Source organism: Bradyrhizobium centrosematis, assembly GCF_045571495.1.
Lineage (GTDB): Bacteria > Pseudomonadota > Alphaproteobacteria > Rhizobiales > Xanthobacteraceae > Bradyrhizobium > Bradyrhizobium centrosematis.
The window spans coordinates 2,756,924-2,781,843 of the sequence record NZ_CP120703.1 but is presented as its reverse complement, the minus strand read 5'-3'; the positions used below and the strand labels follow the sequence as shown (position 1 = coordinate 2,781,843).

Genomic DNA, 24,920 nt, shown 5'->3' with positions numbered 1-24,920 from the left:
GAAACGATTAAGCTTTTTAGCGCCTTTGGCGCGAATTTACAGCTCGTTAACTAGTTGCGAGCGAGAATCACGCCTTGATAGGCCGCAACGAACGCTCGGTTACGAAAGCGTTGATGGAGAACAGGCATGGCCCTCAAGGTCGAGCTCAGACCGCACGAACGTATCATCGTCGGTAACTGCGTGATTACCAACACGGACCAGCGCGCCCGCCTCCTGATCGACGGCGAGAACGTGCCGATCCTGCGCGAGCGCGACATCCTCACGCCGGAGACCGCCGACACGCCCGCCAAGCTCGTCTATCTGGCGGTCCAGCTCATGTACATCTCGCCGGATCCGCAGACCCAGCACGGCACCTACTTCAACCTTGTGCGCGACATCGTCACCGCAGTGCCGAGCGCCTGGCCGATCATCGAGGGCATCAACAACAACATCCTGAACGGTGACCTCTACCGGGCGCTGAAGGATGCCCGCAAGCTGATCGCCTATGAAGAGAAGCTGCGGAGCCAATTCGAAGCCACCCATCCCAAGACGGAAGCAGCCAAGGACGACGTGAGCTCCGCCGCCTGACCGCGCCGCCACGCCGCGCGAACGAACCCTTCCCGCCAACGGCAACGGCCCCGGATCATCTCCGGGGCCGTTGTCGTTTCAGCATGCACGGATGTCATTGCGCCGCGAGCGGCGGCGCCTCGACCTCGATCACGGCGGCGTCGCAGCGCCGTCCGCCAAACTCCAGCACCGCCGCGACCAGCGCATCGACGTCCGCCTCCTCGGTGCGGTGATTGACGATCGCGGCACGGATCGCGAACTGTCCGTTCAGCGTCGTGCTCGACGGCGCCGCACGTCCGGACTCCTGGATGTCGGCAACGATCTCGCGATTGACCGCATCGTCGGCGCGATAGCGAAAGCAGACGATGTTGAGATTGACCGGTGCCAGCAATTCCAGCCGCGGCTCGGCCAGCACACGCGCTTCGAGATACTTGGCGAGCGCACAGCTTCGCGCGATCGCGGCACCGAGCCGCTCGGTGCCGAACGTCTTCAGCGTGAACCAGGTCTTCAGCGCGCGAAAGCCGCGCGACAGATCGGGGCCGAGATCGCAGGGCCAGACCGCCCCCGCCGCAAGTCCCCTCGCCTCGCGGCGCAGATAGGCCGCGGGCTGCGCAAAGGCCTGCCGATGCTGCTCGCCATCGCGCACCAGCAGGAAGCCGGCGTCATAGGGCACCTGGCCCCATTTGTGGAAATCGAGCGCAATGGAATCGGCGAGCTCGATCCCGTCGAGCAGCGGCGCGAGCTCGGGCGAGAAGATCGCGAGCGCACCGAAAGCACCGTCGACGTGAAACCAGATCCCCTCCTCGCGGCACAGCTCCGCGACGGCCTTGAGATCGTCGATCGCACCAATATCGACCGTGCCAGCAGACGCGACGACCAGGAACGGCTTGAAGCCGACCTCGCGATCGACAGCGATCTGCGCGCGCAGCGCCTCCACATCGATGCGATGATCGGCATCGACGCCGATCTTGCGCAGCGCATCGGTGCCGAGCCCGGCAATGTCCATCGCCCTGGAGACGCAGCCATGCGCAGCCTGCGACGTATAGGCCGTGAGCAGCGCACCCTCGTTGCCGATGCCGAGCTGCCGCGCCAGCGTGCCGAGGGCAGCCGTGCGCGCCACCAGCACCGCCATCAGATTGGCCATCGACGTGCCCGTCACGAAGATGCCGCTCGCGCTGTCCGGAAAGGCGAACAGGCGGCGCATCCACGCGACGATCTGGCGCTCGACCTCGATCGGCATATGGTCCCGGCCCCCGAGATTGGCGTTGAGGCCGGCCGCAAGCATGTCCGCGAGCATGCCGACCGCGGTGCCGCCGCCATGCACCCAGCCCATGAAGCCGGGATGGACGTTGCCGGTCGCATACGGCGCAACGTGCTCGGCGAATTCACGGTAGACGTCGGCGAGGTCGCTCGCCGCGAGCGGCACGTCTGCCTTGAACGCCGCACGGGCGTCATCGGGGATCGGCCGCCAGACGGGGCGCGACCGCACGTTGGCGACGCCGTCGATCGTCTCATCCAGCATGCGATGGGCGAGCGCGCGAAATGCGCTCCAGTCCTGCGGATCGAGCGAGGTGTGCGCGACCGAGCTTTGCGCATTGCGGACGATCTCGTTCATCTGGCACTCCCCTCGCCTGCTCTTGCATGCCGCGACAGCATCGCCGAGAACGCCGCGAATATCTTGCGCATCTGCGGCGGCTTGTAAGGAAACACGGCTGGCGAATCCATATTGTGAACGACGGCGGTGTTGTCGGCTTCGAAGACCAGGAGCTCGCCATCCTGATTCTCGGCGCAATCGACGATGAAATAGTCGAGGCCGACGCGCCTGCTCATCTCGTCGAGCGCGCTTCGGTGGCGTGCGGCGAAAGCGTGATCGAAGTCGCGCATGAAGAGCGCCTCTTCTGCACGCTTCTCCTCGCTGAATGCCATGTTGGCGTTGAGATACCAGATATCCCAGCGATCGGCGATCGCCATGTGGCAGGCATAAGGTTGACCGTCGACCATCGCGAGACGATATTTGCGATAGAGCCCGTCGGCGTTCACATAGTCGACGAAACGCGCGACGAAGAAATCCTGTTCGTTCCGCTCGGCGAGATAGGCTGCGAGCGCCGCCGCATCGTCGAGCTTCGCGAGCCCGACGCCGGCATGCGAGCCGCGCGGCCGCGCGATCATCGGAAAGCGCAATTCAGCCGCGATGTCTCGGCAAGCGGTCTGCCCTCGCGACAGATCGGACAATTGCGCCCGCGTCGCGTGGATGGTCGCGGGAATGTCGAGACCCGGTACGCCGGCCAGCAGCCGATGCAGCTTGTCGCGATCGAGATTGCCGATGCGATCGGGGCGATTGAGCAGCGGCCGCGGCCAATGCGGCGCGGCCCTCGCGATCAGGGCGAGCGCTTCACGGCATTCCTCGGAATCGGAGGCGACCACAATGGCAACGTCGTGCTCGGGCAAGTTCTCCGGCAGGCCGACGCCGCTGACCACGTAAAGCGTCAACAGCTCGATGTCGGAGCCTTCGAGCAGAAAATCGATCGGCGTGTTGCCGCCCATATCGATGTCCGCCGCAAGCGCGAGCACACGCAAGCCCGGCTTCGGCGCCGCGCTCGGGGTGCGAAACAATTGATGGAAGGCCAGCACCTCCGACTGGATCGCAAGCCCCTGATTCTTGTCGCCGAGAAGCTGGGTGATCAAGGACAGATCGAGCCCTTCACCCGCCAGCGCCGTCCCTGCAGCGATCCGCGCCACCAGCTGGTCGCGCAACGGATGCAGGTCGACACCTTCGAAGGCCCGGCGCGTCAGCTGCGCAAAGCCGATGCGATCGGCATAGTTCGCCGCGGTCATGCGAAGCGGCGCGGAAACCGGATGCTGCATCTCACACCTCGAACGTGGAGTTTACCGGCAGGGCCGCGACTGCGCCACGATCAAGCAGCAGTTCGATCTTTACCAGGACATCGGCGATGCGATCGAGAACGTGCTGCAGATTGCGCTGCGCCTTCGCCGCGTCCGGCGACCAGGCCTCGGTCACGAGCCGGGCGCCGACACAAAGGCGCAACACGGCTTGCGATGCCTCGTCCTGCCGCTCCAAACGGACCGGCTGACCGATCAGGCTGCGCTGCGCCGCGACTTGCCGGTCCGCCGCGCTGCCGCTGATCGCTTCGCTCATGTCGCGCGCGAGCGCTTGATGAATGGCGTTGGTCACGGCGATCGAGACCGGCTTGCCGCCTCGCAGCAGCATGAACGAAAAGATGGTAGTTTGCGCAAATTCCTCGTCATCGACCGTCGCAGGGGTGGTCGAGGTTGGGACTGGATGAAGCGACGGCGACAACGCGATCATGCTGTCGATGCCCGCGGCGAGCTCGGCCAGCGCCTTGGCGCGGAAAGCCCCGGGCACGGCGTAGTAACTGCCGATTTCGGCGAGCGCTGCCTCCCAGCGCAGCCATTGACCGTAGTTCGGCCGGCGCTCGAAGCGCGAACGCAGCGCCGTCCAGGCCATCGGCCAATCGCAACGGCCGGCATAGTCGAAGAAGCCGGCCGCGATCCCGTCGATCCGGTCGAGCGACCGCGACAGCCCCTTCGGCACCAGCAGCGCACCGCTGAAGGCGGGCCCACCGAAGAACTTCGAGCCTGTCATCAGCACCATGTGGCCACGGTCGAGATAGGAACGCAGCCGGCGGCGGTCGAGCCGGGCCTGACAGGCGTCGACGACGATCTGGACCTTGCGCGGCCAGCGCCGCGCGATCTCATCGAGGCAGGCCGCGCTCGGGGCGCGCCAGCCGAGCTTCGATGCATCCATGATCTGCAGCAGCACGGGCGCGCCTTGTGCGATCGTGGTCTCGACCGCATGCAGCACCGCGGCGTCCGCATCCGCGCGCATTGCAATCGCGGGCCCGGTCTCAAGCAGCGGCAATGCGAGGCTGGCGCCGGCGAGCCCCGCAACTGCGCCGTCCTTGCGAACCGCAAGGCCGCTTGCCGTCATCGAGCTGAAATGGCGCCCGCGCGCGGTATAGGTGGTCCCGCTTCCGGTCTGGTCGGAGCCGACCACGATCGTCACCGGCGGCGCCCCGAGCACCGCGCGGGCCAGGAACAGGGCGTGGAGCTGGGAGTCCGTGCCGGAGGGCGAGAACACGATGTCGACGCGCGGTGGCAGCTGGAGATGGCCGCGCAGCTCGTCCCGCATCTCCTCGCAGCGCGCATCGAAGGCGATCTCGACCTCGTCGAACAGGCACTTGTGCATCAGCTCTTCGCGTGCCAGCGCGGCACGGTCATAGGCAGCTTGCGAGATCGTCGATGCGGTCGAGGAGGCGAAATTCCAGAGCTCCGGCTCCGGCGAGGCCCCACAGCCATACACGTTGACGCGATCCCTGGCGTCGAGTGCCAGCCGCGGATCTCCGCCGGAGACGAGCAGCGTGTCGAGTGGCGTGAAGAGATCGCGCAGATGGTAGCGCGAACCACTGTCGGATACGCGCTCCGGCTCTGACAGACGGGATGCGCCGGTGCTCATCCCGAAGGGCTCACGCGGCATCGGCCGCCGCGCCTGCGGGCGCCGGTGCGAATTGCGAGGCGATATCACCGTGGAACACCGACGGTCCGACGTGATCGAGCGAACTCTGAATGTCGGCCCAGATCTCGCCGCCGATATCGGTCCAGCGCTTGCAGAAGGCGAAATCCTCGGAAAGGTAAGTGCCGGTCGCCGGATCGATCATGCATTCGAACAACGCAAAGCGGTTCTGGCTCGCCGCCAGCGTGTCGTGCGAATGCTCGCGGAAGAACTGCAGGGGCGCATAGTCCGGATGGCGGCACATCGCCTCCAGCACATGGCGCCGGATCATCAGGAAACCCGTGCCGGCATAACGCACGCGGGTAAAACCGTTGACGACGACGATGCGATCGGGATCCTCGATCTCGATCACGTAGTCGAGGGAGGCGGCCGGAACGTCGGTCCGACCTGACTGGATCGCACGCGCGGCCTTGTCCCAATTGACCCGCTTGATCGGATAGCAGCCGGCGACGACGTCCGCGCCGCATTCGATGAGCCGGAACACCTGCTCCGGCTTGAACCCGATATCGGCGTCGATGAACAGGAAATGCGTCGCCTTGGGATCGTCAAGGAACATCGCGACCAGATTGGCCCGCGCGCGGGTGATCAGCGCGTCGCCGTCCCGCAGCAGCACCTTGAGCTCGAGATTGGACATGCCGTGCACGGCGCGCTGCAGCGCGAAGATCGAGCTCGCATAAATGCTCGACACCTGCCCGCCGAAGCATGGCGTTGCCACCACCAATTGCATCCTGTCCGACATCGGCAGCTCCGCCCCGCTCCAATCCTCACCAAGAGGTAAAGAGGCATGGTTAACGGCGCCTTAACGCGTCCTTACAGGAACTTGACGAGCGAGAGCTGCGCGAGGTTCGAGGTCACCTGGTAGGACGCCTGGAGCGCGTTCTGCAGCGCCAGGATTTCGCTTGCGACCTGGTCGGGCGAAGCGGATTCCGCCTGGTCGATGATGGTCTGGAGCTGCGCCTTGGCCTGGGTCTGGCGCGTGGAGGCGTCCTTCATCGTGTTCTGAGCCATCGCGATGTCGGTCTGGATGTCCTCGATACGCTGCTGACCGGGTTGCTGCGTCAGCGCCTGCGTCACCCGCAGGCTCAGCGCGGCGACCTGCCCGCCCGAATACTGCCCGGTCGGCGAGGTCGAGAACGTCCCGAACACTGCGATCGCCTGCAATTGCCGGCGGATCGCGTCCTCGTTGGCCTGGGCGCCATACTGCACCGTGACGGAATCGTCGACCCGGGCCATCGCGGTGGAGCGCGCCGAGCCGGGCCCGTCATTGCCTTGGTACCATTTCACCGTGTTGGCCGAGCCGTTGACCAGCGTCGTCGCCGAGCTCGCGGGCGAGGAGCCGACGCGCAGCGGGGGCTGGGTGGCGGTCACCGGCGTCGAAGCGAAACCGAGCGAAGCGAGCGCGCCGGTATTGGAGCTGTTGATGTTCAGGCTCGCCGCATCGTCGGTTTTGATCGTGATCGAACCGCCATGGACCGTCGAGGGCTTCGATGTCCCCGTGATCTGGTCGATCTTGCCGAGCAGGGTCTGGATGCTGTCGGTGACATTGAGCTGGTTGCCGGTCGCGCCTGAGGCGACGAAGGTCAGGGTGGTGCCGTTGATGGTGATGGTGTCGCCGGCCACGAAGCCCGGCGAGATCGAGTCCGAGGGGCTCGCACCGGACAACGCCGTCACGCCGGTGACCGGCGCCGGTGGCGCCGCCTGGTTGTTGACCGGTGTACCGATCGCAGAGCTTGCTGTGTTGAAGAAATTGTCGCCGGCGGTGACGGCGGACGCTGCGACCAGCGAGGTGTTGGCGAGCTTGGTGATCGCGGTGTTCAGCGCCGTGTTGAGGTTCGCCGCGGTGTTGTTCGGGTTGACCGGAACGCTCGCATCGATCGCGAAGCTGCCGAGCGGCGTCGGCGTCGCCGAGGACGCGGTGAGGTCGATCTGCTCGGTGGTGCCGTCCGGCAGGGTGAACTGGATGCTGAGCTTGTCGCCATTGTTCGGGTTGACGCCGTTGAGGTCGACCGAGAACGACACCGGCGAGCCGCTGGGGCCGGTGACGGTCGCGCCCGTCAGCGTCGAGGAGACCGCCTTGAGCTTGAGGCCGAACGGCGAGCCCGCGACGTCTTCCGAGACCTGGATCGAGCTCGGGGTTGGCTGGGTCTGCACCAGGCGGCCCATGCCGTTGGCGCCGAGATCGGCAGCCTGGCGCTCCGCCATCACGGTCTTGAAGCCCGCCTGCGTCGTGGTGCCGTTGATGATGTCGCCGGCATCCGCGACCGGCTGCGTGTTGACGGCGGTTCCGGAGAACAGATAGCGGTTGCCCGTCTGCGTGTTGAGAACGCCGACCATCGAGCCGAACTGAGCCGCGGCTGTGTTCTGCGCGATCGTCTGGCCGTTGACGTTGAGATCCTGCGCGGTGTTGGCCGAGCCCGTCTGCACCGTGCTGCGGATCTTGGTCAGCGACTGCAGCGCGGTGTTGGCGAGGTTGATGCTGACATTGACGTTGGTGATCGTGTCGGTATAGGCGGCGATGTTGGAGATCTGCGCGCGCCCGGCGATCGCAAAGCCCTCGTTGGTGCCCATTCCGGAATAGTTCTGCGACAGCTTGCCGGTCGCGAGCTGCGTCGACAGGTCGGTGAGCTGCTGATTGATGTTGCGGATCTGCGCGCCGAGAACCGACGAGGAGTAGTTGATGCTGCTGATCGACATGTTTCAGAGCCCTGTTACTTGTTACAATTGAGCCTGGATCAACGTGTTCATCATGCTCTGCACCACCGACATCACGTGAGCGTTGGCGGCATAGGCATTCTGCAGCTGGATCAGGTTCGACATCTCCGAGTCCAGATTGACCTTGGAGGTCGAGTCGAACTTGGCCTGCAGCGTCGAGACCACCACGCTCTGGCCCTGCTGGAGCTGGGTGGCCTGGGTCGCGGCATTGGCCTGCACGCTGAGGAACTGCTGCAGGTAGTTCGAGACGCTGCCGGTGAAGGGCTGGCTCGCCGAGCCTAAGCCGCTCTGCGGCGAATAGGAGAACACCGCCGAGGTGAGCTGCGAATAGAGATAGTCCGAACGCGTGGTGTCGCCGGCGGGCGTCACCGGCGAGGTGTTGTACACCGACATCCGGGTCGGGTCGGCGACCAGCTGGGTGTTCACGGCGATGCGTCCGGCAAGGCCGGTCATCTGCGAGCCCGAGGCGGTGATCGCGCCGGTATAGAGCGCCTGCCCGCCGTCGGTGAACAGCGGCAGCTGCGGATTGCCCGAGGTCAGCGACGAGATCGTCTTGCTGATCGAGGCCGAATTGACCTTGGCCAGGCCGCTATTGTCGTCCGTGATCCGCAGGGTCGTGGCGGTCGCCGGCGACGGCGCTGCGGCGAAGGTCAGGTGCGAGCTCGAGAGCGCCGTGTTGAGCGCCGAGGCGATCGCACCCATGCCCCCGGAGAAGTTCACGCCGATCTGCATCGGGTTGGCGTTGGTCGCATTTTGCAGCGGCAGCGCCGCCGGGTCGGTGACGTTGACCAGCGTGACCTGGCGCTGCGTATTGGTCGCAATATCGGTGTAGGTGAAGGTGGCGGTGTTGCCCGGCTGCGCACCGGCAAGGTCGATGTCGAAGCCGGCCGGCGGGCCGGACACCGCGGTGCCGGCCGTGGTCTTGTCGGACAATGCGCTCGACATCGTCGCGGCGAGCTGGTCGATCTGGTTCTGCGCCTGCACCAGCGTCTGGTCCCGCAGCATCAGATCGGCCGCGATCTGGCCGGATGACACCACGTTGTTGGCAATGACATCGAGCTGTGAGCCGTTCGGCAGCTTGATGGTGAGCGCGCCGACGCCGGACTTGGACGGGTCGATGTTGTAGAGCGAGGTCGCCGAGAGCGCGCCGGCCGAGGCAAAGGAGAACTGCGAGGCGAGCCCGGCACCGACCAGCTGGATGCCTGTCGTGGTATAGATGTTGGCCTGGTTCGAGCCGTCGGTGGTGACGCGGACGTCGACATATTTCGACAGCGTGTTGATGGCCTGGTCACGCTGGTCCATCAGCGTCGCGGCCGAGGGATCGTTGCCCGACAGGCCCTGAAGCTTGGTGTTGATGGCGGCGATCTGCTGCATCGCCGCGTTGGCGGCCTGTGCCGATGTGCCGAGATCCTGCTCGACGTTGGAGCGCAGCGACTGGATGCCCTTGGTGGTGACGTTGAGCTGCGTGGCCAGCGCCTGCGCCGCGCCGAGCGCAACGGTCTGCGCCGACGACGCGCCCGAGCTGGTCGAGAGCGCCTGCAGCGCAGTGGTGAACTTGTTCAGCGCGTCTTCGAGCGTGCCGCTGTTGCCGGGCGTGCCATAGACATTCTGAAGCTGCTTCAGGATGTTGGCCATCTGGTCGGCATAACCGCTGCCGCCGGTTTCGGTGCGCAACTGGTTCAGCACGAAGGTGTCGAGCTCCCGGCTGACGCCGGTCGTCATCGCGGTCGAGCCGAAGTCGCCGGTGGTGACCTCGATCTGGTTCGGTGTCTGGACGACGTAACCCGGCGTCTGCGAATTCGCGACGTTCGAGGAGACGATCGAGAGCGCGGCCTGGTTGGCACGCAGGCCGCTCATCGCACTGGCGAGGGCTGAACTCAAACCCATGTTACTTGCCGCCTTTGGTTACGTCACGCGCCGATCAGCGCAACACGTTCAAGAGGTCCTGCACCATCGAATTCGCGGTCGTGATCACCTTGGTGTTGGCCGAGTAGGCCTGCTGCGTCACGATCAGCTTTGTGAATTCGTCGGCGATGTCGGTGTTCGAGCCTTCCAGCGACGAGCCGCTGATGGTGCCCGAGGCGCCGTCGATGGCGTTTCCCGACTGTTCGGTCGCGGCATAGGCGCCGCCGTCCATCGCCTTGAGGTAATTGGTGCCGTTGAAATGCGACAGCTGCACCTGGGCGAGGTTGAGGTTCTGTCCGTTGGAGAAGGTGCCGACCACGACGCCATTGTTGTTGACGGCGACCGAGCGGAGCTGACCGGCGGCATAGCCGTTCTGGGTGATCGTGTTGATGGTCACCGCGCCGCTGGTGCTGGCATATTGCGTCAGGCCGCCCGAAGAGATGTTGAAGGCGACCGAGCCGAGCGACTGGCCGCTGACGGTGACGTTGTTGATGGTGATGCCCGAGCCGCTCGGCGAGGTCAGCGAGCCGTCCGCGGCAAAGGTGAAGGTCTGGCCGGTGTTGACCCAGCCGACCGTGGTGCCGGTCGCGTTCGGATCGGTCTGGTAGAACAGGTTCCAGCTATCCGAATGGCCCGCACCCAGCGAGGCACTGTCGGTCTTGGCCCAGCGCAATTGCAGGTTCACCGGCGTGCCGGCGGCGTTGTAGGCAGTGACCGCGCCGCCGCTGATCGATTCCTTGGTGAAGGTGGCGATGTCGTTGCCGATGACGCCGCCGGTGCCGGCGGTGCCGCCACCATCGCGGTTCTTGCTGATGGTCGAGGTGAAGCCGAGCGCGGAGAAGGCTGCGCTGTTGGAGCTGGACACCGAAAGGTTGGAGACGGTGCCGGTGTTCAGCGTGATGACGCCGCCGCTGCTGACCGACGATCCCGAGGCGCCGGAGAGCGCGTCGATCTTGCCGAGCAGGGTCGTGATGTTGTCGGTGATGTTGATCTGGTTCGGGCCCGAGGCGCCCGAGGCCATGAAGGTCAGGGTCTGACCGTTGACGGTGATGGTATCGCCGGCGGAGAAGCCCGACGTGAGCACCTGGGCGCCGCCGGCGGTGGCCGAGCCGCTCAGCACCGTTGCGCCCGAGATCGCTGGCGAGGACAGCACGTTGCCGCCGCGCGTCACGCTGCTGATGCCGAGCGCGGTGGCGGCCGTGCCGCTGCCGACCGCGACGTCGGTGCCGGTGCCGGTCGAGATCTGGATATTGCCGCTGGCGGAAAGCGTGGCGGTGACGCCGGCGCCGCCGGCGGTCTGGATTGCGTTCAGGATGCTGGCAACCGTGGCCGTCGTGCCCGCGCCGAGACCGATCGTGGTGTTGCTGCCGACCGTCGAGACCGTCGTGCCGCCGTTGAAGGTGATGGTGTTGCCGTTGATGGTCAGCGTCTGACCGCTCAACGCGGTGAGAATGCTGGAGGCGAGATGCGTGCCGGCCGTGTTGTCGAGCGAGGTGGTGGTGGACGCCACCGCAGACGAATTGTTCTGGAGCGCGACCGTGCCCGTGGCCGTCGTCGACGAATAGGCCGAGCGGACGTTGCCGGTCGCCGCCGCGCCCGACACCGTCGCGTTGGCATAGGGCGCCGGTGGCGTGCCGACCGGCAGCGGGTTGGCCGAGAAATCGGACGGGTTCAGACCGCCCGCCGCCAGCAGCGTCCCGGTCGACGCGGTCGTTTTTGCCACCGTGTTCGGCTGGGTCGGCAGGTTCGCCGCGTACTGGATCGAGGTGGTCGCCTGCGCCGGGATGAAGTTGTTCTGGAATTGCAGGACGTTCGCCACACTGCCGGTCGGGTTGCCGGTCTTCGGGTCGACCGTGACGCCCATCAGGTAATAGCCGGCGCCGTTGACCAGATTGCCGTTGGCATTGAGCTGGAAGTCGCCACGCCGTGTGTAGTAGGTCACCCCGGTGAAGACAGGCACGTTGTCGACGACGCCGCTCGCCTTCTGAATCGAGAAGAAGCCGTCGCCGGTGATCGCCATGTTGGTGGCGACGGTGGAGCCCGAGATCGTGCCCTGCGTGGTGATGGTGGCCTTCGCATTGGCCGTCACGCCGCCCGCGACCTGCTTGCTCGGAACCGAGGAGTCGGGAATGAGATCGACGAAGCTGGTGCCGATGCCCTTGTAACCGGTGGTGGATGAGTTCGCGATGTTGCCGGAAATGTTCTGCAGCGCGTAGGACTGCGCCTGCAGGCCACCCACCGAGGTGTTCATTGCATCGAAGATACCCATAACTTTGTCTCCAAATCCGATCTCGGCGGCCGGTCGACCATGGCCGCAGTCGGAGGAGACAGTCGCAAGGGCTATGCCAATGCGGGTATCCCTAGGAAATCAACGACTTAAAAAAATAGGCCCCGGTCGGATGACCGGGGCACAATTGCCGAGCCGGCAACAATTGCCGGGGAGTGACGTCATTCCGGAGCGGTCCGCAGGACCGAATCCGGAATCTCGAGATTCCGGATTCGATGCTGACGCATCGCTCCGGAATGACACCTCAACTACTTATGTCGCCGACGCCGCCGCGGGGTGGAAGACCAGCCCGAACCCGTCAATGCAATAGCGCAATCCGGTGGGCTTCGGACCATCGTCGAAGACGTGGCCGAGATGGCCGCCGCAGCGGCGGCAATGCACCTCGGTGCGGAGCATGCCGTAGGTCCGGTCCTCGGTCTTGCCGACATTACCGTCGATCGGCGCATAGAAGCTCGGCCAGCCGGTGCCGCTCTCGAATTTGGTCTCGGACGCAAACAGCGGCAGGTCGCAGCCGGCGCAGGCAAAGATGCCCTTGCGATGCTCCTTCAGCAGCGGGCTGGAGCCGGGCCGCTCGGTGCCGTGGTTGCGCAGGATTTCATATTGCTGGGGCGTGAGCTGGGCGCGCCATTCAGCCTCCGTCTTCGTGATCTCGAACTTTTCCGCGGCCTTCTCGCCAGCCTCGGCAGGCGTTCCTCTCAGCCAGCGGAAGGCCGAAAGGCCGAACAGGCCGGCAACAGTCGTTAGCAGGATGCGGCGGTCAAACATCTCATTCTCCGTGCGCGGACAGTCCACGCCCTGAGATACGGGCTTTAACGGTCGACGTTACACCTCCGGGCGGAATTTCGCTCAACTTATTGAGAGGCGGCGCCATCATGCGCGGCCGGTTCCACGGCTTCCGTTTGTTTCGGCGGCGGGGCCGGCCGCGGCCGCGCGCCGGACGGCACGCGGCGCGGACCGGTACCGGCGGCCCGGTTGGCTTCGGCGAGCCGTGCCTCGCGCTCCCTGTCCCTGGCCCTGGCACGTTCGCGGTAGCGGGCGAGCGAGCCTGCGGCGGCGGAACTCGCCCTGCCCCAGATTCCGACCAATTGGCCTGCGACCCGTCCGGTGGCGCCGCCGGCCCAGACCAGCTCGAACGGCGAGAACAGCTTCCAGCGGTCATCGCCCCACAGGATGCTGCGCGCGATCATCTGCCCGGCCATGGCCGAGGTGTTCATGCCCTGCCGGCCGAACCCGCTTGCCACCCACAGGCCTTTGCGCAACTGGCCGATCTGCGGCATGCCGTGCACGGTCTGGCCGGTCGCGCCGCCGAAGGTTTCGCTGACCTCGACATTGCCGAGCTGCGGAAAGATCGTGCGGATCCGCCGGCTGACGGCGCCCGCAAAGCGCTGCGGGCGCGCGGCCCAGGTGGTCTCGGGGCTCTCCCACATCAGCCGGTCGCCATCGACGACGCGGAAATGGTCGACCCCGTCGGAGTCCATCACCGATCCCTTGAAGGCGATGATCTCGTGCACACGCTCGCCGAGCGGCGCGGTGATTCCGGCATAGCGCCAGACCGGCAGCAGCGTCTCCGACAGCCGCGGCAACGGCGCGCCGAGATGGATGTTGCCCGCGAGCACGATGTGGGTGGCGCGCAGCCGCGCCGAGGGCGTGACGATGCGCTTGCGGATGCCGGAATGGTCGATGCTGACGACCGGCGTGTCCTCGAAGATGCGAGCGCCGGCCCGCCGCGCCAGCGCCGCGAGGCCGTGCACATATCTGCGCCCGTCGACCTGAAACGCCTTTGGATAATATACGCCGTGGAAGTAGCGATCGGTCTTGAGCAGCTCGCGGACGCGATCGACCTGCCAACCCTCGACCTCGGTGTCGAAATCCTCGTGCAGCATCTGCAAGCGGCTGATCAGCCGGTCGCCGGCATCGACGTTGGAGACTTCCAGCACGCCGTCGCTGGGGCCGATGCCCGGCATGTTCTCTTCGGTGGCGTTGGCCCGGACGAATTCTGCGCCCTCTTTCGACAGGGTCCACAAATCACGCGCGTGCTCGAAGCCGACGCGTTCGATCAGCTCGGTGAGCGGCAGCGCAAAGCCCGGCATCACCGTGCCGAGCTGGTTGCCGGACGCATTCCAGCCGATGTGGCGGCCCTCGAGCACGGCGACGCTGGCCCCGAGCCGGGACGCCTCCAGCGCGACGGTGAGCCCGGCAAGCCCGGCACCGATGACGCAGATGTCGGCGTCAAGGTCGAACGACAGCCGCTCACGGTCGCCAAAGCCGGCTTCTTCCTGGGACACGCTTGTGAAAGTCTCGCTCATGCAGTTTGTTTAGAGCATGATCCGGAAAACTGCGCAGCGGTTTTCCGATAAGATCATGCTCAAATAACAACTTGATACCAATCGGGCGCTTGTCACCTTGTCCTCAACCGGCGCCTGTAGATTATTCTGGACGTGGAACGATTCGAGCATGCCATGCGCCGTTTGATGCTGCTGCGTCACGCCAAGACTGAGACTGACGCGCCAAGCGGCCGTGACCAGGATCGCCGCCTCGACGAGCGCGGCCACAGGGATGCCGCCCGGATGGGCGATTGGATCGCTTCCCATCCCCCCTTCCCCGATACCGTGCTGGTGTCGCACGCCGTGCGCGCCCGGCAGACCTGGGACATCGCCTGGGCGGCAATGAAGGACCGCGTCCCGACGCCGCAGGTCGAGATCCTGCCGGAACTCTATGGCGCCGACCCCGCCCAGATCCTGGACGCCATTCGCACTGCAACCGCCCCGGCCGACCCGAAGCAGTTGCTGCTGGTCGCCCATAATCCCGGCATGCACGAGGCCGCGCTGATGCTGATGGGCAGCGGCGATCCTGATGGCGCCAGGGCACTCGCCGACAATCTGCCCACCGCGGGACTTGCGATCTTCGACTTTGACGTCAAGGATTGGGGTGACGTGGCCTACCGCCGCGGCAAGCTGGTGCTGTTCACAAGCCCCAAGCTACTTCGATAGGCTGCTTCGATCGGGATGAGATGGGCGGGCGCCGTCTCGACCGGTTGATCCAGCGCGATCAAGGGGGCTGAAGATTTGGAGGCGCAGATGTTCAAGTCCATCCTCGTGCCCATCGACCTCGCCGACACCGATCTCGCCAAGCCGGCGATCGCGACCGCGGCAACGCTGTCGCAGACCTGGAGCGGCACGGTGCGCCTGCTCAACGTGCTGCCGATGACGCCGGTGATGCTGGCCGAATACGTGCCGGCCGATTTCGACGAGCAGCAGCGCCAGACCTCGGAAGAAGCCCTCGCCATCGTCGCGCGCGAATCCGGCATCGAGCCAGGCCGCATCTCCAGCGTGGTGCGTCAGGGCGGCATCTACCACGAGATCCTGGAGGAAGCCGTGCACATGAAGGCCGATTTGATCGTGATGACCTCGCACCGGCCGGCGATGCGCACCTATTTCCTCGGCTCCAACGCCGGGCATGTGGTGCGCTATGCCAAGTGCTCCGTGCTGGTGGTGAGGCACTGAGGTTCGATCAATTTGCTCCTGGCCCAGGTGAGCGACTTGTCCGCCGCAGCTCATCGAGCGAAGGCGGAAGCGACACCCGGGACCACTCGCAATGAGCATCCCGGATATCGCTTCGCTCGTCCGGGCCACAAGACTTGTGGTGCCCGGCCTGCAAAACACCCGAGCGGTGGGTCAATTCGCCTCGCTGAAAATATTCCACTTTACCGAATTTCGGAAATCTCGTATGTATCGCGCAACCCGGCCCAAGGAAGAGGGGCGTATCGCGATCGTCACGAACGCGGGCCGGGCGGCGGTGGACGCTGATTGCATCGGCGCGAAGGGTTTTGCAGGGCGGGAAACTGAGAGCAAAACGCGTCGCGCATACGACCGGTGTCATCGGCGTACGGCAAAATCGTGTGGTCCTGGCGCCCGGGGTCTGTGCGCCAAGTCTTGCGGTGATGTAGGCGGCCCAACCGGGCAAGCGCATCAGTCATCCGCAAGGCGACGGGGGCAATAGTGCATCGCTCCCCGAGGAGAGCGCGACATAAGCCGTCAAACCACTGCGCAGGGAAGGCCGGGATGTCCTGGCTACACCTGTATGCCGCTGTGCAGCTTCTTGTTACGCAGGATTTCGCACAGTGGACCTCGGGTGCCAGCGGGCTCCCGGTCTTCCCTGCGCCCTCGTTCAATTGAGGGCAAGCAAGAAGCAAAGCTCGGGCGAAATGCGCCGCGAGGATGCGAAGGTGTGTCCGCAATGAAGCTGCAAATTGAAGGCGCGAGGAGCGCGCCACCTACTCCGTCATTGCGAGCGCAGCGAAGCAATCCAGAGTCTTTCCGCGGGTGGCATTTTGGATTGCTTCGCGGAGCCTGTCGTCGGGCCGCGCTTCGCGCGGACCCGTTGGCTCGCAATGACCATGTGGAAGCAATTGGGCGCCGAACACCGCTCTCGTGCCCGGACGCAGCGCTGCGTCGCGTCCGGGACACGGAACGAGCGTGACAGAACCGCCTTACAAATACCGCGACAGCTCAGCCTTGAATTGCCCGTAGACGGCGTCCTCGATCTGGCTGCGGGTGATCCCGATGTCGCGCAGGGCGCGCTCGTCGAGCTCGTTCAGCGTCTTGACGGCGGAGCGGCGCTCCAGGCGATCGAACAGGACGTGGATGGCGTGGGCGAGCGTTGCAAAAAATCCGCTCATCGAGGATGGGCGTAAACTCCGCCCGGCAGTTTGCGAAATCGAGGTCATTGTTCTTCTCCGGCCTTTCATTCCGCGCGGCGAAGCAGATGCCGTTGGCGCGGACGCACTCAGCGCCTGCACCTCATTTGCCGTCGGATTGCTCTCGCTCACCTCGGCTCAATCGCGGACCTTGATGGAACTTAAATGCTCCAGTACACTTCTCGGAGCAAGTAAAACATTGCTCTCGGTGCAATAATGTCGAAGTTCGAGTACGTGAAGCTTGCCGATGCCATTGCCTCGGATATCACTAACGGCACGTTAAGGCCCGGCGATCGGCTGCCACCGCAGCGCAATTTTGCCTACGACCGTGGCATTGCGGTCTCGACGGCGAGCCGGGTTTATACAGAGCTGCTCCGCCGCGGGCTCGTCGTCGGCGAGGTCGGCCGCGGCACCTTCATCTCCGGCGCCATCAGGCGCGAGGTCGAGACGCCAAGCGAGCCGGCCGAGGCCCGCATCAATTTCGAAGTCAATTACCCGCTGCTGCCGCAGCAATGGGCCATGATCGCGAAGAGCCTTGCGGGACTGGAGCGTGTCGATGCGCTCGAATCTGCGCTGCGGGTCTCGACCAGCACCGGCACCAAGAGCGCGCGCAATGCTGCCGCCGCCTATCTCGCGCGCAAGGATTTCGCGCCGCAGCCCGAGCAGATCGTCTTCACGGCCAATGGCAAGCAATCGCTCGCGGCGGCGCTCGCCGCGCTCGTCCCCACCGGCGGCCGCTGCGGCGTCGAGGCGCTGACCTATCCTTACGTCAAGAGCATCGCGGCGCGGCTCGGCATCACGCTGGTCCCGATCCCGATGGACGAATTCGGCGCGCGGCCCGACGCGATCCAGAAGGTGCATCGCGAGGCGCATCTGTCGGCACTCTATCTCCAGCCCATCATCCAGAACCCGCTCGGCGTCACCATGAACGCGACGCGGCGTGCCGACATCATGCGTGTCGCCGAAAAGCTCGACCTCACCGTCATCGAGGATGCCGTCTACGGCTTTCTCGCTGACGATACGCCGCTCGCCGCGCTCGGACCGGATCGCTGCATTGTGCTCGACAGCCTGTCCAAGAAAGTCGCGCCGGGCCTTGCGCTCGGCATCCTCGTGGCGCCGCCGCATTTGCGCGAAAGCGTGATGAGCGCGGTGCGCACCGGCGGCTGGATCGCCTCCGGCCATGCGCTCGCGGCCGGGCAGCGGCTGATGGCCGACGGCACCGTCGCCGAGCTCACACGCCTGAAACGCATCGACGCTGCACGCCGCCAGCAGACCGCGGCAAGGCTGCTCGCCGGCTATCAGCTCGCCGCCGACCCGCGCTCCTATCATCTGTGGCTGACGCTGCCGCCGCATTGGCGCTCGCAGACTTTCGTCGCCGCCGCAGCCCGGCGCGGCATCGCCCTAACGCCGTCTTCCACCTTCGCGATCGCGCACGGTCATGCACCGAACGCGGTGCGCCTCGCCCTCGCCCCGCCGACCTTCGAGCAGCTCGATTCCGGCCTGCGCACGCTGGTGTCGCTGCTCGGCACCAAGGAAGAGGATTTCGACTCCACGGAGTAGCTCTCAGGCCTCCGGCCAGTCCGCGATGAAGCCCTTCGCCTTGTACTGTCCGATCTTGTCCCATTCATGCAGCATGCGGCGGCTGAATTCGGCATCGGTGTGCCACTGCGCGCGCGGCGTCGCGAAGCTGTCGACGGTGAGCAGCATCTTGTCGACCTCCGGCCAGTGCCGGTGCAGCGTCATCGGATAGCGCCGTGCGGTCCATGTGTTGCCGAGACAGATCACGCTGCGGATGTTGGCAAGGCCGAGCGCCGCATCGATGATCGGCAGCGAGAAGATCACATTCTCCCCGGTGTTCATGGCCCGATGCTCTTCGAGGACAAGTTCCGCCGGAATGCCCGCTGCGATCATGGCCGCCTTGATGACCGTGCACTCGGATTGCTCCGAGCCCGGCGTCACGCCGCCGCTGACAATCGACCAGCGGAAATAGCCCTCGCGCCACAGCCGCGCGGCAGTGTCGGCCCGCAGCGCGACGTCCTCGCGCGTGCCGAACATGAACAGCAGATCGGCCGGGCGGAGCGGCGTGTCGACCAGGTGCGCGCGGTTGATCTCGGCGATCTCGTCGGCGGTGGGCCGACGCCTGCTGCGATCCATGAATGGGATCCATGACTGGCATGGCTGCAAGATGCGGCAGCAGCGCCGGCGCGCGAAGTCAAATTTGATTGCGGCCGATTGCAATCAGGGCAACAAGGCCATCAGGGTAACAGAGCCTGGGGCACGTGGTCGAAGCTGTAACTTTGCGGCCGGTTGCGCCGCACGAAGCCGCCGACCTGCCAGGCGAACAGCGCGGCAAAGCCGAGGATGAACAGCGCGCCGGCGACCTCGCCGATCACGAGCGCACGGATCAACAGACCCGCCATCGCGACTGTCAGCGCCGCAAGCAATGCCAGCGTCGCCGCATAAACCGTGCGGCTGAGGCCGGCGGTCAGCACCGCGCGGCTGTCGGCCTTCGCCAGCCGCGCATGCAATTCGACGATGAAGGCGCGAAAGCCGTTGTCCTGAGGCGCCATCAGCGCCGCGGTCTGCCAGCTCGTCGAGAGGATCGCGATGCGGCGGCCATTGCTGTGACTGACATCGGCGCGGAAGCGGTGCTGCTGCATCGACACCGGACGGAACGACAGCCGGATCGCGCTGATCTCGTCATAAGGCCACAGGCCGGATCGGCCGCCGATGTGCCAGGACAGCCCCTGCTCCGTCAGCTCGAAGCGATGCGCCGCGCCGATCAGCGACGCCTTGTAGGCATAGCTCGTGACTGGCGCAGCCTCGGCATTCGAACCCTGCATCCCGACAATCGATCCCGTCCGCGCCATCCCGCCCAGCGATCCGCTTGCGCGATCGCCCTCGCCCATCCTACAAGCGGGGCATGGTTGAGACGACCTTTTTTCCGCGCCGCCTGATTCTCGGTGCTGCCATGATCTCCGGCGTGCTGCTGGCACTCGCGGTGCACATGCTGGGCGCGCGCTATGGCCTCGACCTCGGCGGGCTCTGGCGCTCCGACACGCATGAGTTCATCCCCGCGGGCGCGGCGATCGCCTGGTGGCTGATTGCCACGGTCGGCTTTTCCGGCGGCTATTTCACCGCAACGCTGATGCAGAGCGCGGTCTCCGGCCAGATCCCGCAGCGCATGCGTCAGTTCCTGATTGCGGTGGGCGTGCTCCTGCTGGCGGGGGCTGGGCAGGCAGCCTCCGCACCGAGCCCGATCCCGACCGTCTCGGGCGTGCTGGCCGGGCTCGCCGCGCTGTGCCTCGGCGCCGTCATGGCGTTTTGCGGCGCCCATTTCGCGCTGCGCCGCGGCTGACCCTCAGGCCGATGCCCGCAGCCGCGGGCGGTCCAGCATGATCGTCACGTCGGAGGCCGGACGCGGCTTGCTGAACAGATAGCCCTGCGCCTGGTTGCAGCCCTCGCGCCTGAGCAGCTCGAGCTGCGCATCGTTCTCGACGCCTTCCGCCGTCGTAACGATGCCGAGGCTGCGGCCGAGGCCGGTCACGGCGCGGATGATCGCCATGGAGTCCTCGCGCGTCGCCAGCTCCGATACGAACGAGCGGTCGATCTTGATCTTGTCGAACGGGAAGCTGCGCAGATAGCTCAGCGACGAGTAGCCGGTGCCGAAATCGTCGAGCGAGATCCGCAATCCCATGCCGCGCAGCTCGTGGAGGGTGGTCAGCGTCGCCTCGCTATTCTGGAGCAGCACCGATTCGGTGATCTCGAGCTCGAGGCGGTGCGCATCGAGTCCCGAAGCGGCCAATGCTTCGTTGACGGATGCAATCAGGTTCGGATTCTTGAACTGCACCGGCGACAGATTGACGGCGAGGTCGACATCGTCCGGCCAGGTGGCCGCGTCGACGCAGGCGGAGCGCAGCACGAAATCGCCGAGCTGGACGATCAGTCCGGTCTCCTCGGCCAGCGGGATGAAGTCGACAGGAGCAATCAGTCCGCGCTGCGGATGGTTCCACCGCAGCAGCGCCTCGAAGGCGACGACGCGGCCGCTGACGACGTCGCGGATGGGCTGGTAATAGGGCTCGAACTCGCCGCGTTGCAGCGCCGCGCGCAGATCCATCTCCAGAAGGCGCCGTGCCTGCGCGCGAGCATCCATGCCGGTCTCGAAGAAGCGATAAGTGCCGCGGCCGTCCGCCTTGGCGCGATAGAGCGCGAGGTCGGCGTTTTTCAGCAACTCGTCGGCGTTGCTGCCGTCCTGCGGCGACAGCGAGATGCCGATCGAGACGCCGATCACGATCTGATGATCGTCAATGTCGTAAGGCGCCGAGATCACCTCGACGAGGCGGCGGGCGAGCGATCTCGCAGCCGTTTCCTCGGAGCGTCCGATCTGGACCACGGCGAACTCGTCACCGCCGAGCCGGGCCACGGTGTCGCTTTCGCCGACGCCGGCCGTCAGCCTGCGGCCGACCTCCTTCAGCAGCGCATCGCCGATGGGATGGCCGAGCGAGTCGTTGATGTCCTTGAAATGATCGAGATCGAGACAGAGCACCGCGAGCTGATCGCCTGACCTCGTCCGGCGCAGGCCCTGCTCGAGCTGCTCGTGGAACAGCACGCGGTTCGGCAGGCCGGTCAGCGCGTCATGGCGCGCCATGTGCGATATCTTGGCCTGCGCCTCCAGCCATTCGGTGATGTCCTCGAAGGTCGCAACCCAGCCGCCGCCCTGCATCGGCTGGTTGACCACCCGGATGGAGCGGCCGAACCGGTTGACGACATCGGTGGTGGTGCGGCCCTCGCGCGCGTCGGCGACGAGGCGGGCGAAGAATTCATCCGCATCGCCCTGCCACTGCCCCTTGGCCTGCTCGTCCCGTAATACGTCGACCAATAGGCGGCCGGTGAGTGCGATATCGGTGCGGCGAAGCATCGCCGCGTAGCGCTCGTTGAACAAGATGATCTTGCCGTCGGCGTCGAACATGCACAGCCCCTGCGACATGTTCTCGAGCGCCGTGTCCAACACCATTTGCTGGGCCCCCAATTGGCCCGTGGCACGGCGGTCGAGCAGCGCGGCCACGAGCGCGATCGCGATGATCGCAACCGCAGCGCTGGCGGTGAGGAAGGACAGCGAGGCCGGCGGGATCGACAGGCCGCTGATCGCAATCGTCGGATCCGGTGTCAGCAGCACGGCGCCCATGGCCGTGAAATGATGCGCGACGATGGCGACCGTCAGCAGGGCCGTCGCTGTCAGCGCATGGAAGAGGTCGTCGCATCGCGCCGCCACGAACAAGGCAAGTGCCGTAAAGAGGATTCCGGACAGCACCGAGACGGCGACCGTGCCACCGATCCAGTTTACCCGCGCCGGTATCTCCAGCGCCGCCATGCCGGTGTAATGCATCGCCGCGACACCGGCGCCGACGATGGCACCGCCAAGCACGATCCACACCGCACGCGCAGACGATACGGCGATGCTCAGCCCTACGAAAGTGACGGAGATCGCAAAGATCAACGACAGGATCGTCACCGGGATGTTGTAGGCACCCGTGCCTCCCGGCCCGTAGGCCAGCATCGCGATGAAATGCGTCGCCCAGATGCCGCATCCGCTGACGGCAGCATCGAGGCCGATCCAGGCCAGACGCCCGAGGCCCTGTGCCGCGCGCGCCCGGTGGAACAGGCTGATCGCTGCCGCGCTGGCGAGCAGACACACCGCGCCGCCAAGCGCGACCAGCCGCCAATCGTGCTCTTCGGTGAGACAGTAGAGAACTTGATACATCGGTGGGCCCCTCTGGACCCGCACTTGAACCGACAGAGGTGGACGATCGGTAACCCGCTATGTTCCCGGTCCACGAATGGTAAATGGAGCATGTGTAGGTTCGCTCACATTGTTCATCGCGCCGGCGCACCGAGGCCGATCACCGCCGCAGCCAGCAACAAGACCGCCGCTGAAATGACCAGCGACATATGCAGGCCGTCCATGAACGCGCCTGTCCCGGCGATCAGCGAACCAAACAACGCGACCCCGAGAACGCTGCCGGTCTGCCGCGTCGCGTTGAGCACGCCCGCCGCGATCCCGGAGCGCGCTTTGTCGACGCTGCCCAGCAAAGTCGAGGTTAGCGGCGGCACCAAGAGCCCGAGTCCACCGCTGATCGCAATCATCTGCGCGCAGATCATCCAATAACTCGTGTCGGCCGCGATCTCCAACAAACCGACACAGCCGAGCGTCGAGACGCAGGCACCGACCACGATGGTGGGGCACGGGCCGATGCGCTCGGCGAGGCGCGGCGCCAGCAGATTGACCGGCAGCACCGCCCCCATCATCGGAACGAAAGCGAGCCCGGTCCACCACGCCGACAGCCCGTTGACGCGCTGGAAATACAGGCTCAGCACGAAGATCAGGCCGTAGATCGCGACATTGACGAGCAGGCCGACCAGCGAGGTCAGGGCGAACAGTCTGTGGCCGAACAGCGACAGCGGCAGCATCGGCTGCGCCGCGCGGCTCTCGCGCCAGATGAAGAGAGCGGAGAGAACGGCGGCGCCGACAAAGGCCGCGATCACGGCCGGATGCCTCCAGCCCAGCGCACCGCCTTCGATGATCGCGCCGGCCAGCGCGCCTAGCGCCGCGATCGCAGCGAGCTGACCGGGCAGATCGATCTCGCGGGAGCGCGCCCGGGTGGTCTCGCTGGAATAGCGCCAGCTCAGCCACAGGCCGGCCAGCCCGATCGGCAGATTGACCAGGAAGATCGCGCGCCAACCGACCAGCGTGATCAGCGCGCCGCCGACGAAGGGGCCGGCGGTGAGCGCCAGGCTCGCGCCTGCAGCCCAGACCGCGACCGCACGGCCGCGGGCGCGGTCGTCGGCATAGGCATGATTGAGCAGAGCAAGCGAATTCGGCACCAAGATCGCCGCCGCCAGCCCCTGGACCAGCCGCGCGCCGATCAGGATGGCCGCGTTGGGCGACAGCGCGCAGGCGACTGAGGCCAGGGTGAAGATCGCGAACCCCGCCATGAAAACACGCTTGGCGCCGATGCGGTCGCCAAGCGCGCCGGCCGTGAGGATGAAGGCGGCGAACGCAATGGTGTAGGCGCTGACCACCCATTGCAGCTCGGCAACGCCGCCGCCAAGCGCCTTTCCCATCGCATCGAGCGCCGTATTGACGATGGTGACGTCGAGCTGCACCACGCCATAGCCGAGACTCATCGCGGCCAGCGTGAGAGAGGTCGCAAGACGCGAGCAGGCACGCGGTACCGAGGCTCCGTCCTGAAAATTTTCATGTTCAATGGTGGTGGCTCGCATGCTGCACCTCGATTGCAGCCCCTGCGAAATATACGTTATCACGGCGCTCCATGCTTCGATAACGACCGAATGGTGGATGCTCAACACAGCTGCCGCATGCTTGCGGTGAGGAAGCAAAGCGCCGCGCGAACGGCCGCGCGGCGCTTCCGTCGTTACACCCTCAGCTTTAGCTCGCCGCGCGCAGGTTCACCTTGCTCTCGGCGAGCGTCGTCAGCTTCTTGTCGGTCGCCTTCTCTTCCTCCAGCGTCTTGGCGAGCACGCTGGCGCAATCGTTGCGGCCGAGCTGCTTGGCCCAGGCGATCAGGCTGCCGTAACGGACGATCTCGTAATGTTCGGCAGCCTGCGCCGCGTTGATCAGCGCGGCATCGAGCACCGCCTTGTCGGCGACTTCGCCGGCAGTCTCGTCGGCTTCCTCGATGATGCCGTCGATCGCGGGGCAGTCGACCGCCTTCACGGCAACGCCATGCATCTTGAAGACTTCCTCGAGCCGCGAGACGTGCTGCTTGGTTTCCTCAAGGTGCGTCAAAAAGCCCTGTTTCAGCTGCGGGTCGGTGGCCTTGCTTGCCATTTTCGGCAGCGCCTTGGTCAGCTGCTGCTCGGCGTAATAGATGTCCTGGAGCTGGTGCACGAACAGGTCGTTCATGGTTTTGATGTCCTTTGTGAACAGTCCCATCGTTCGGTCCTCTCGGTTTCTGGAACACGAAGGCGGCGGCTCGTGCGAAAAAGCCGCTCATTCCGCCATGTTCGGTTGCTGATGGGGCCACAACGAGTGCGCGGCATCGACGTTCCAAAAAGACCGCATCGCTTGCGCTGGAACAATGCGGACCGCACCGGGATCTGCAATCATGCCGACATAAGAAACGCGCGCGCCGCGCCGGTTTCACGACTCATATGCTTAACGCGCCTCCGATGTGAACCGCATATGACAAAGCTGACCGGTC

General features: G+C 65.5%; 20 protein-coding genes. 5 read left to right on the top strand and 15 right to left on the bottom strand.

The window, feature by feature from the left end:
* Window positions 1-126: 126 nt before the first annotated feature.
* On the top strand, window positions 127-567 hold the full coding sequence (gene flbT / locus P6U31_RS13260; protein WP_128926740.1) for a flagellar biosynthesis repressor FlbT: 441 nt from the start codon (window positions 127-129) through the stop codon (window positions 565-567).
* Between the two features lie 94 nt (window positions 568-661).
* Here flbT and P6U31_RS13255 read toward each other — a convergent pair whose 3' ends face one another.
* From P6U31_RS13255 to P6U31_RS13215, 9 genes are all read right to left on the bottom strand, one after another.
* Window positions 662-2,161 carry a pyridoxal phosphate-dependent decarboxylase family protein gene (locus P6U31_RS13255; RefSeq protein ID WP_407188897.1) on the bottom strand — a complete coding sequence of 500 codons (1,500 nt, stop codon included), beginning with the start codon at window positions 2,159-2,161 and terminating at the stop codon, window positions 662-664.
* Window positions 2,158-3,411, bottom strand: a complete 1,254-nt coding sequence (locus P6U31_RS13250; RefSeq protein WP_407188896.1) for a RimK family alpha-L-glutamate ligase — start codon at window positions 3,409-3,411, stop codon at window positions 2,158-2,160. Before P6U31_RS13250 ends, P6U31_RS13255 begins: the two co-directional genes overlap by 4 nt.
* 1 nt (window position 3,412) lies before the next feature.
* Complete coding sequence (locus P6U31_RS13245; protein ID WP_407188895.1) at window positions 3,413-5,062, bottom strand: hypothetical protein; 1,650 nt, start codon at window positions 5,060-5,062, stop codon at window positions 3,413-3,415.
* Window positions 5,052-5,837: a hypothetical protein gene (locus P6U31_RS13240; RefSeq protein WP_407188894.1), complete on the bottom strand. Its 786-nt coding sequence runs from the start codon at window positions 5,835-5,837 to the stop codon at window positions 5,052-5,054. Before P6U31_RS13240 ends, P6U31_RS13245 begins: the two co-directional genes overlap by 11 nt.
* Window positions 5,838-5,908: 71 nt before the next feature.
* Entirely contained in the window at window positions 5,909-7,792 is a 1,884-nt protein-coding gene (locus P6U31_RS13235; protein WP_407188893.1) for a flagellar protein, read from the bottom strand.
* A gap of 21 nt (window positions 7,793-7,813) precedes the next feature.
* A complete protein-coding gene (flgK, locus tag P6U31_RS13230) occupies window positions 7,814-9,697 on the bottom strand; it encodes a flagellar hook-associated protein FlgK (RefSeq protein ID WP_407188891.1) in 1,884 nt (627 codons plus the stop codon).
* 34 nt (window positions 9,698-9,731) lie between these two features.
* Window positions 9,732-11,984: a flagellar hook-basal body complex protein gene (locus P6U31_RS13225; protein ID WP_407188889.1), complete on the bottom strand. Its 2,253-nt coding sequence runs from the start codon at window positions 11,982-11,984 to the stop codon at window positions 9,732-9,734.
* Between the two features lie 270 nt (window positions 11,985-12,254).
* Window positions 12,255-12,767, bottom strand: coding sequence for a peptide-methionine (R)-S-oxide reductase MsrB (msrB, locus tag P6U31_RS13220; protein WP_407188887.1), 513 nt, complete (start codon window positions 12,765-12,767; stop codon window positions 12,255-12,257).
* Between the two features lie 86 nt (window positions 12,768-12,853).
* Entirely contained in the window at window positions 12,854-14,308 is a 1,455-nt protein-coding gene (locus P6U31_RS13215; RefSeq protein ID WP_407188885.1) for an NAD(P)/FAD-dependent oxidoreductase, read from the bottom strand.
* Window positions 14,309-14,461: 153 nt separating this feature from the next.
* On the opposite strand from P6U31_RS13215, the gene P6U31_RS13210 reads away from it, so the two are divergent.
* Together P6U31_RS13210 and P6U31_RS13205 are read left to right on the top strand one after the other, a co-directional pair.
* Complete coding sequence (locus P6U31_RS13210; RefSeq protein WP_407188883.1) at window positions 14,462-14,992, top strand: SixA phosphatase family protein; 531 nt, start codon at window positions 14,462-14,464, stop codon at window positions 14,990-14,992.
* An 87-nt stretch (window positions 14,993-15,079) separates the two neighbouring features.
* Entirely contained in the window at window positions 15,080-15,505 is a 426-nt protein-coding gene (locus P6U31_RS13205) for a universal stress protein (RefSeq protein ID WP_128926751.1), read from the top strand.
* Between the two features lie 986 nt (window positions 15,506-16,491).
* Here the strand turns inward: P6U31_RS13205 and P6U31_RS13200 are convergent.
* Complete coding sequence (locus P6U31_RS13200; RefSeq protein WP_407188881.1) at window positions 16,492-16,680, bottom strand: DUF1127 domain-containing protein; 189 nt, start codon at window positions 16,678-16,680, stop codon at window positions 16,492-16,494.
* Between the two features lie 234 nt (window positions 16,681-16,914).
* Between P6U31_RS13200 and P6U31_RS13195 the strand changes: the two genes are divergently transcribed.
* A complete protein-coding gene (locus P6U31_RS13195) occupies window positions 16,915-18,258 on the top strand; it encodes a PLP-dependent aminotransferase family protein (RefSeq protein WP_407188879.1) in 1,344 nt (447 codons plus the stop codon).
* Window positions 18,259-18,261: 3 nt separating this feature from the next.
* Here P6U31_RS13195 and P6U31_RS13190 read toward each other — a convergent pair whose 3' ends face one another.
* Complete coding sequence (locus P6U31_RS13190) at window positions 18,262-18,852, bottom strand: YdcF family protein (RefSeq protein ID WP_407188877.1); 591 nt, start codon at window positions 18,850-18,852, stop codon at window positions 18,262-18,264.
* A 101-nt stretch (window positions 18,853-18,953) separates the two neighbouring features.
* The gene (locus P6U31_RS13185; protein ID WP_407188876.1) at window positions 18,954-19,541 is read right to left on the bottom strand and encodes a hypothetical protein; all 588 of its coding nucleotides are present in this window, start codon (window positions 19,539-19,541) and stop codon (window positions 18,954-18,956) included.
* An 80-nt stretch (window positions 19,542-19,621) separates the two neighbouring features.
* Between P6U31_RS13185 and P6U31_RS13180 the strand changes: the two genes are divergently transcribed.
* A complete protein-coding gene (locus P6U31_RS13180; RefSeq protein WP_407188874.1) occupies window positions 19,622-20,056 on the top strand; it encodes a hypothetical protein in 435 nt (144 codons plus the stop codon).
* A gap of 3 nt (window positions 20,057-20,059) precedes the next feature.
* On the opposite strand, the gene P6U31_RS13175 is transcribed toward P6U31_RS13180, so the two are convergent.
* The 3 genes from P6U31_RS13175 to P6U31_RS13165 all read right to left on the bottom strand — a co-directional run bounded on the left by P6U31_RS13175 (window position 20,060) and on the right by P6U31_RS13165 (window position 24,652).
* A complete protein-coding gene (locus P6U31_RS13175) occupies window positions 20,060-22,459 on the bottom strand; it encodes an EAL domain-containing protein (RefSeq protein ID WP_407188873.1) in 2,400 nt (799 codons plus the stop codon).
* Between the two features lie 113 nt (window positions 22,460-22,572).
* Window positions 22,573-23,979, bottom strand: a complete 1,407-nt coding sequence (locus P6U31_RS13170) for an MFS transporter (protein ID WP_407188871.1) — start codon at window positions 23,977-23,979, stop codon at window positions 22,573-22,575.
* Window positions 23,980-24,145: 166 nt separating this feature from the next.
* Window positions 24,146-24,652: a ferritin-like domain-containing protein gene (locus P6U31_RS13165; protein ID WP_407188869.1), complete on the bottom strand. Its 507-nt coding sequence runs from the start codon at window positions 24,650-24,652 to the stop codon at window positions 24,146-24,148.
* Between the last annotated feature and the right edge of the window lie 268 nt (window positions 24,653-24,920).

Excerpts from the sequence above, each read along its gene's own strand:
- flbT (WP_128926740.1), top strand. The coding sequence starts at position 127 with ATGGCCCTCAAGGTCGAGCTCAGACCGCACGAACGTATCATCGTCGGT.
- P6U31_RS13255 (WP_407188897.1), bottom strand. The coding sequence starts at position 2,161 with ATGAACGAGATCGTCCGCAATGCGCAAAGCTCGGTCGCGCACACCTCG.
- P6U31_RS13250 (WP_407188896.1), bottom strand. The coding sequence starts at position 3,411 with ATGCAGCATCCGGTTTCCGCGCCGCTTCGCATGACCGCGGCGAACTAT.
- P6U31_RS13245 (WP_407188895.1), bottom strand. The coding sequence starts at position 5,062 with ATGCCGCGTGAGCCCTTCGGGATGAGCACCGGCGCATCCCGTCTGTCA.
- P6U31_RS13240 (WP_407188894.1), bottom strand. The coding sequence starts at position 5,837 with ATGTCGGACAGGATGCAATTGGTGGTGGCAACGCCATGCTTCGGCGGG.
- P6U31_RS13235 (WP_407188893.1), bottom strand. The coding sequence starts at position 7,792 with ATGTCGATCAGCAGCATCAACTACTCCTCGTCGGTTCTCGGCGCGCAG.
- flgK (WP_407188891.1), bottom strand. The coding sequence starts at position 9,697 with ATGGGTTTGAGTTCAGCCCTCGCCAGTGCGATGAGCGGCCTGCGTGCC.
- P6U31_RS13225 (WP_407188889.1), bottom strand. The coding sequence starts at position 11,984 with ATGGGTATCTTCGATGCAATGAACACCTCGGTGGGTGGCCTGCAGGCG.
- msrB (WP_407188887.1), bottom strand. The coding sequence starts at position 12,767 with ATGTTTGACCGCCGCATCCTGCTAACGACTGTTGCCGGCCTGTTCGGC.
- P6U31_RS13215 (WP_407188885.1), bottom strand. The coding sequence starts at position 14,308 with ATGAGCGAGACTTTCACAAGCGTGTCCCAGGAAGAAGCCGGCTTTGGC.
- P6U31_RS13210 (WP_407188883.1), top strand. The coding sequence starts at position 14,462 with ATGCGCCGTTTGATGCTGCTGCGTCACGCCAAGACTGAGACTGACGCG.
- P6U31_RS13205 (WP_128926751.1), top strand. The coding sequence starts at position 15,080 with ATGTTCAAGTCCATCCTCGTGCCCATCGACCTCGCCGACACCGATCTC.
- P6U31_RS13200 (WP_407188881.1), bottom strand. The coding sequence starts at position 16,680 with ATGAGCGGATTTTTTGCAACGCTCGCCCACGCCATCCACGTCCTGTTC.
- P6U31_RS13195 (WP_407188879.1), top strand. The coding sequence starts at position 16,915 with ATGTCGAAGTTCGAGTACGTGAAGCTTGCCGATGCCATTGCCTCGGAT.
- P6U31_RS13190 (WP_407188877.1), bottom strand. The coding sequence starts at position 18,852 with ATGGATCGCAGCAGGCGTCGGCCCACCGCCGACGAGATCGCCGAGATC.
- P6U31_RS13185 (WP_407188876.1), bottom strand. The coding sequence starts at position 19,541 with ATGCAGGGTTCGAATGCCGAGGCTGCGCCAGTCACGAGCTATGCCTAC.
- P6U31_RS13180 (WP_407188874.1), top strand. The coding sequence starts at position 19,622 with ATGGTTGAGACGACCTTTTTTCCGCGCCGCCTGATTCTCGGTGCTGCC.
- P6U31_RS13175 (WP_407188873.1), bottom strand. The coding sequence starts at position 22,459 with ATGTATCAAGTTCTCTACTGTCTCACCGAAGAGCACGATTGGCGGCTG.
- P6U31_RS13170 (WP_407188871.1), bottom strand. The coding sequence starts at position 23,979 with ATGCGAGCCACCACCATTGAACATGAAAATTTTCAGGACGGAGCCTCG.
- P6U31_RS13165 (WP_407188869.1), bottom strand. The coding sequence starts at position 24,652 with ATGGGACTGTTCACAAAGGACATCAAAACCATGAACGACCTGTTCGTG.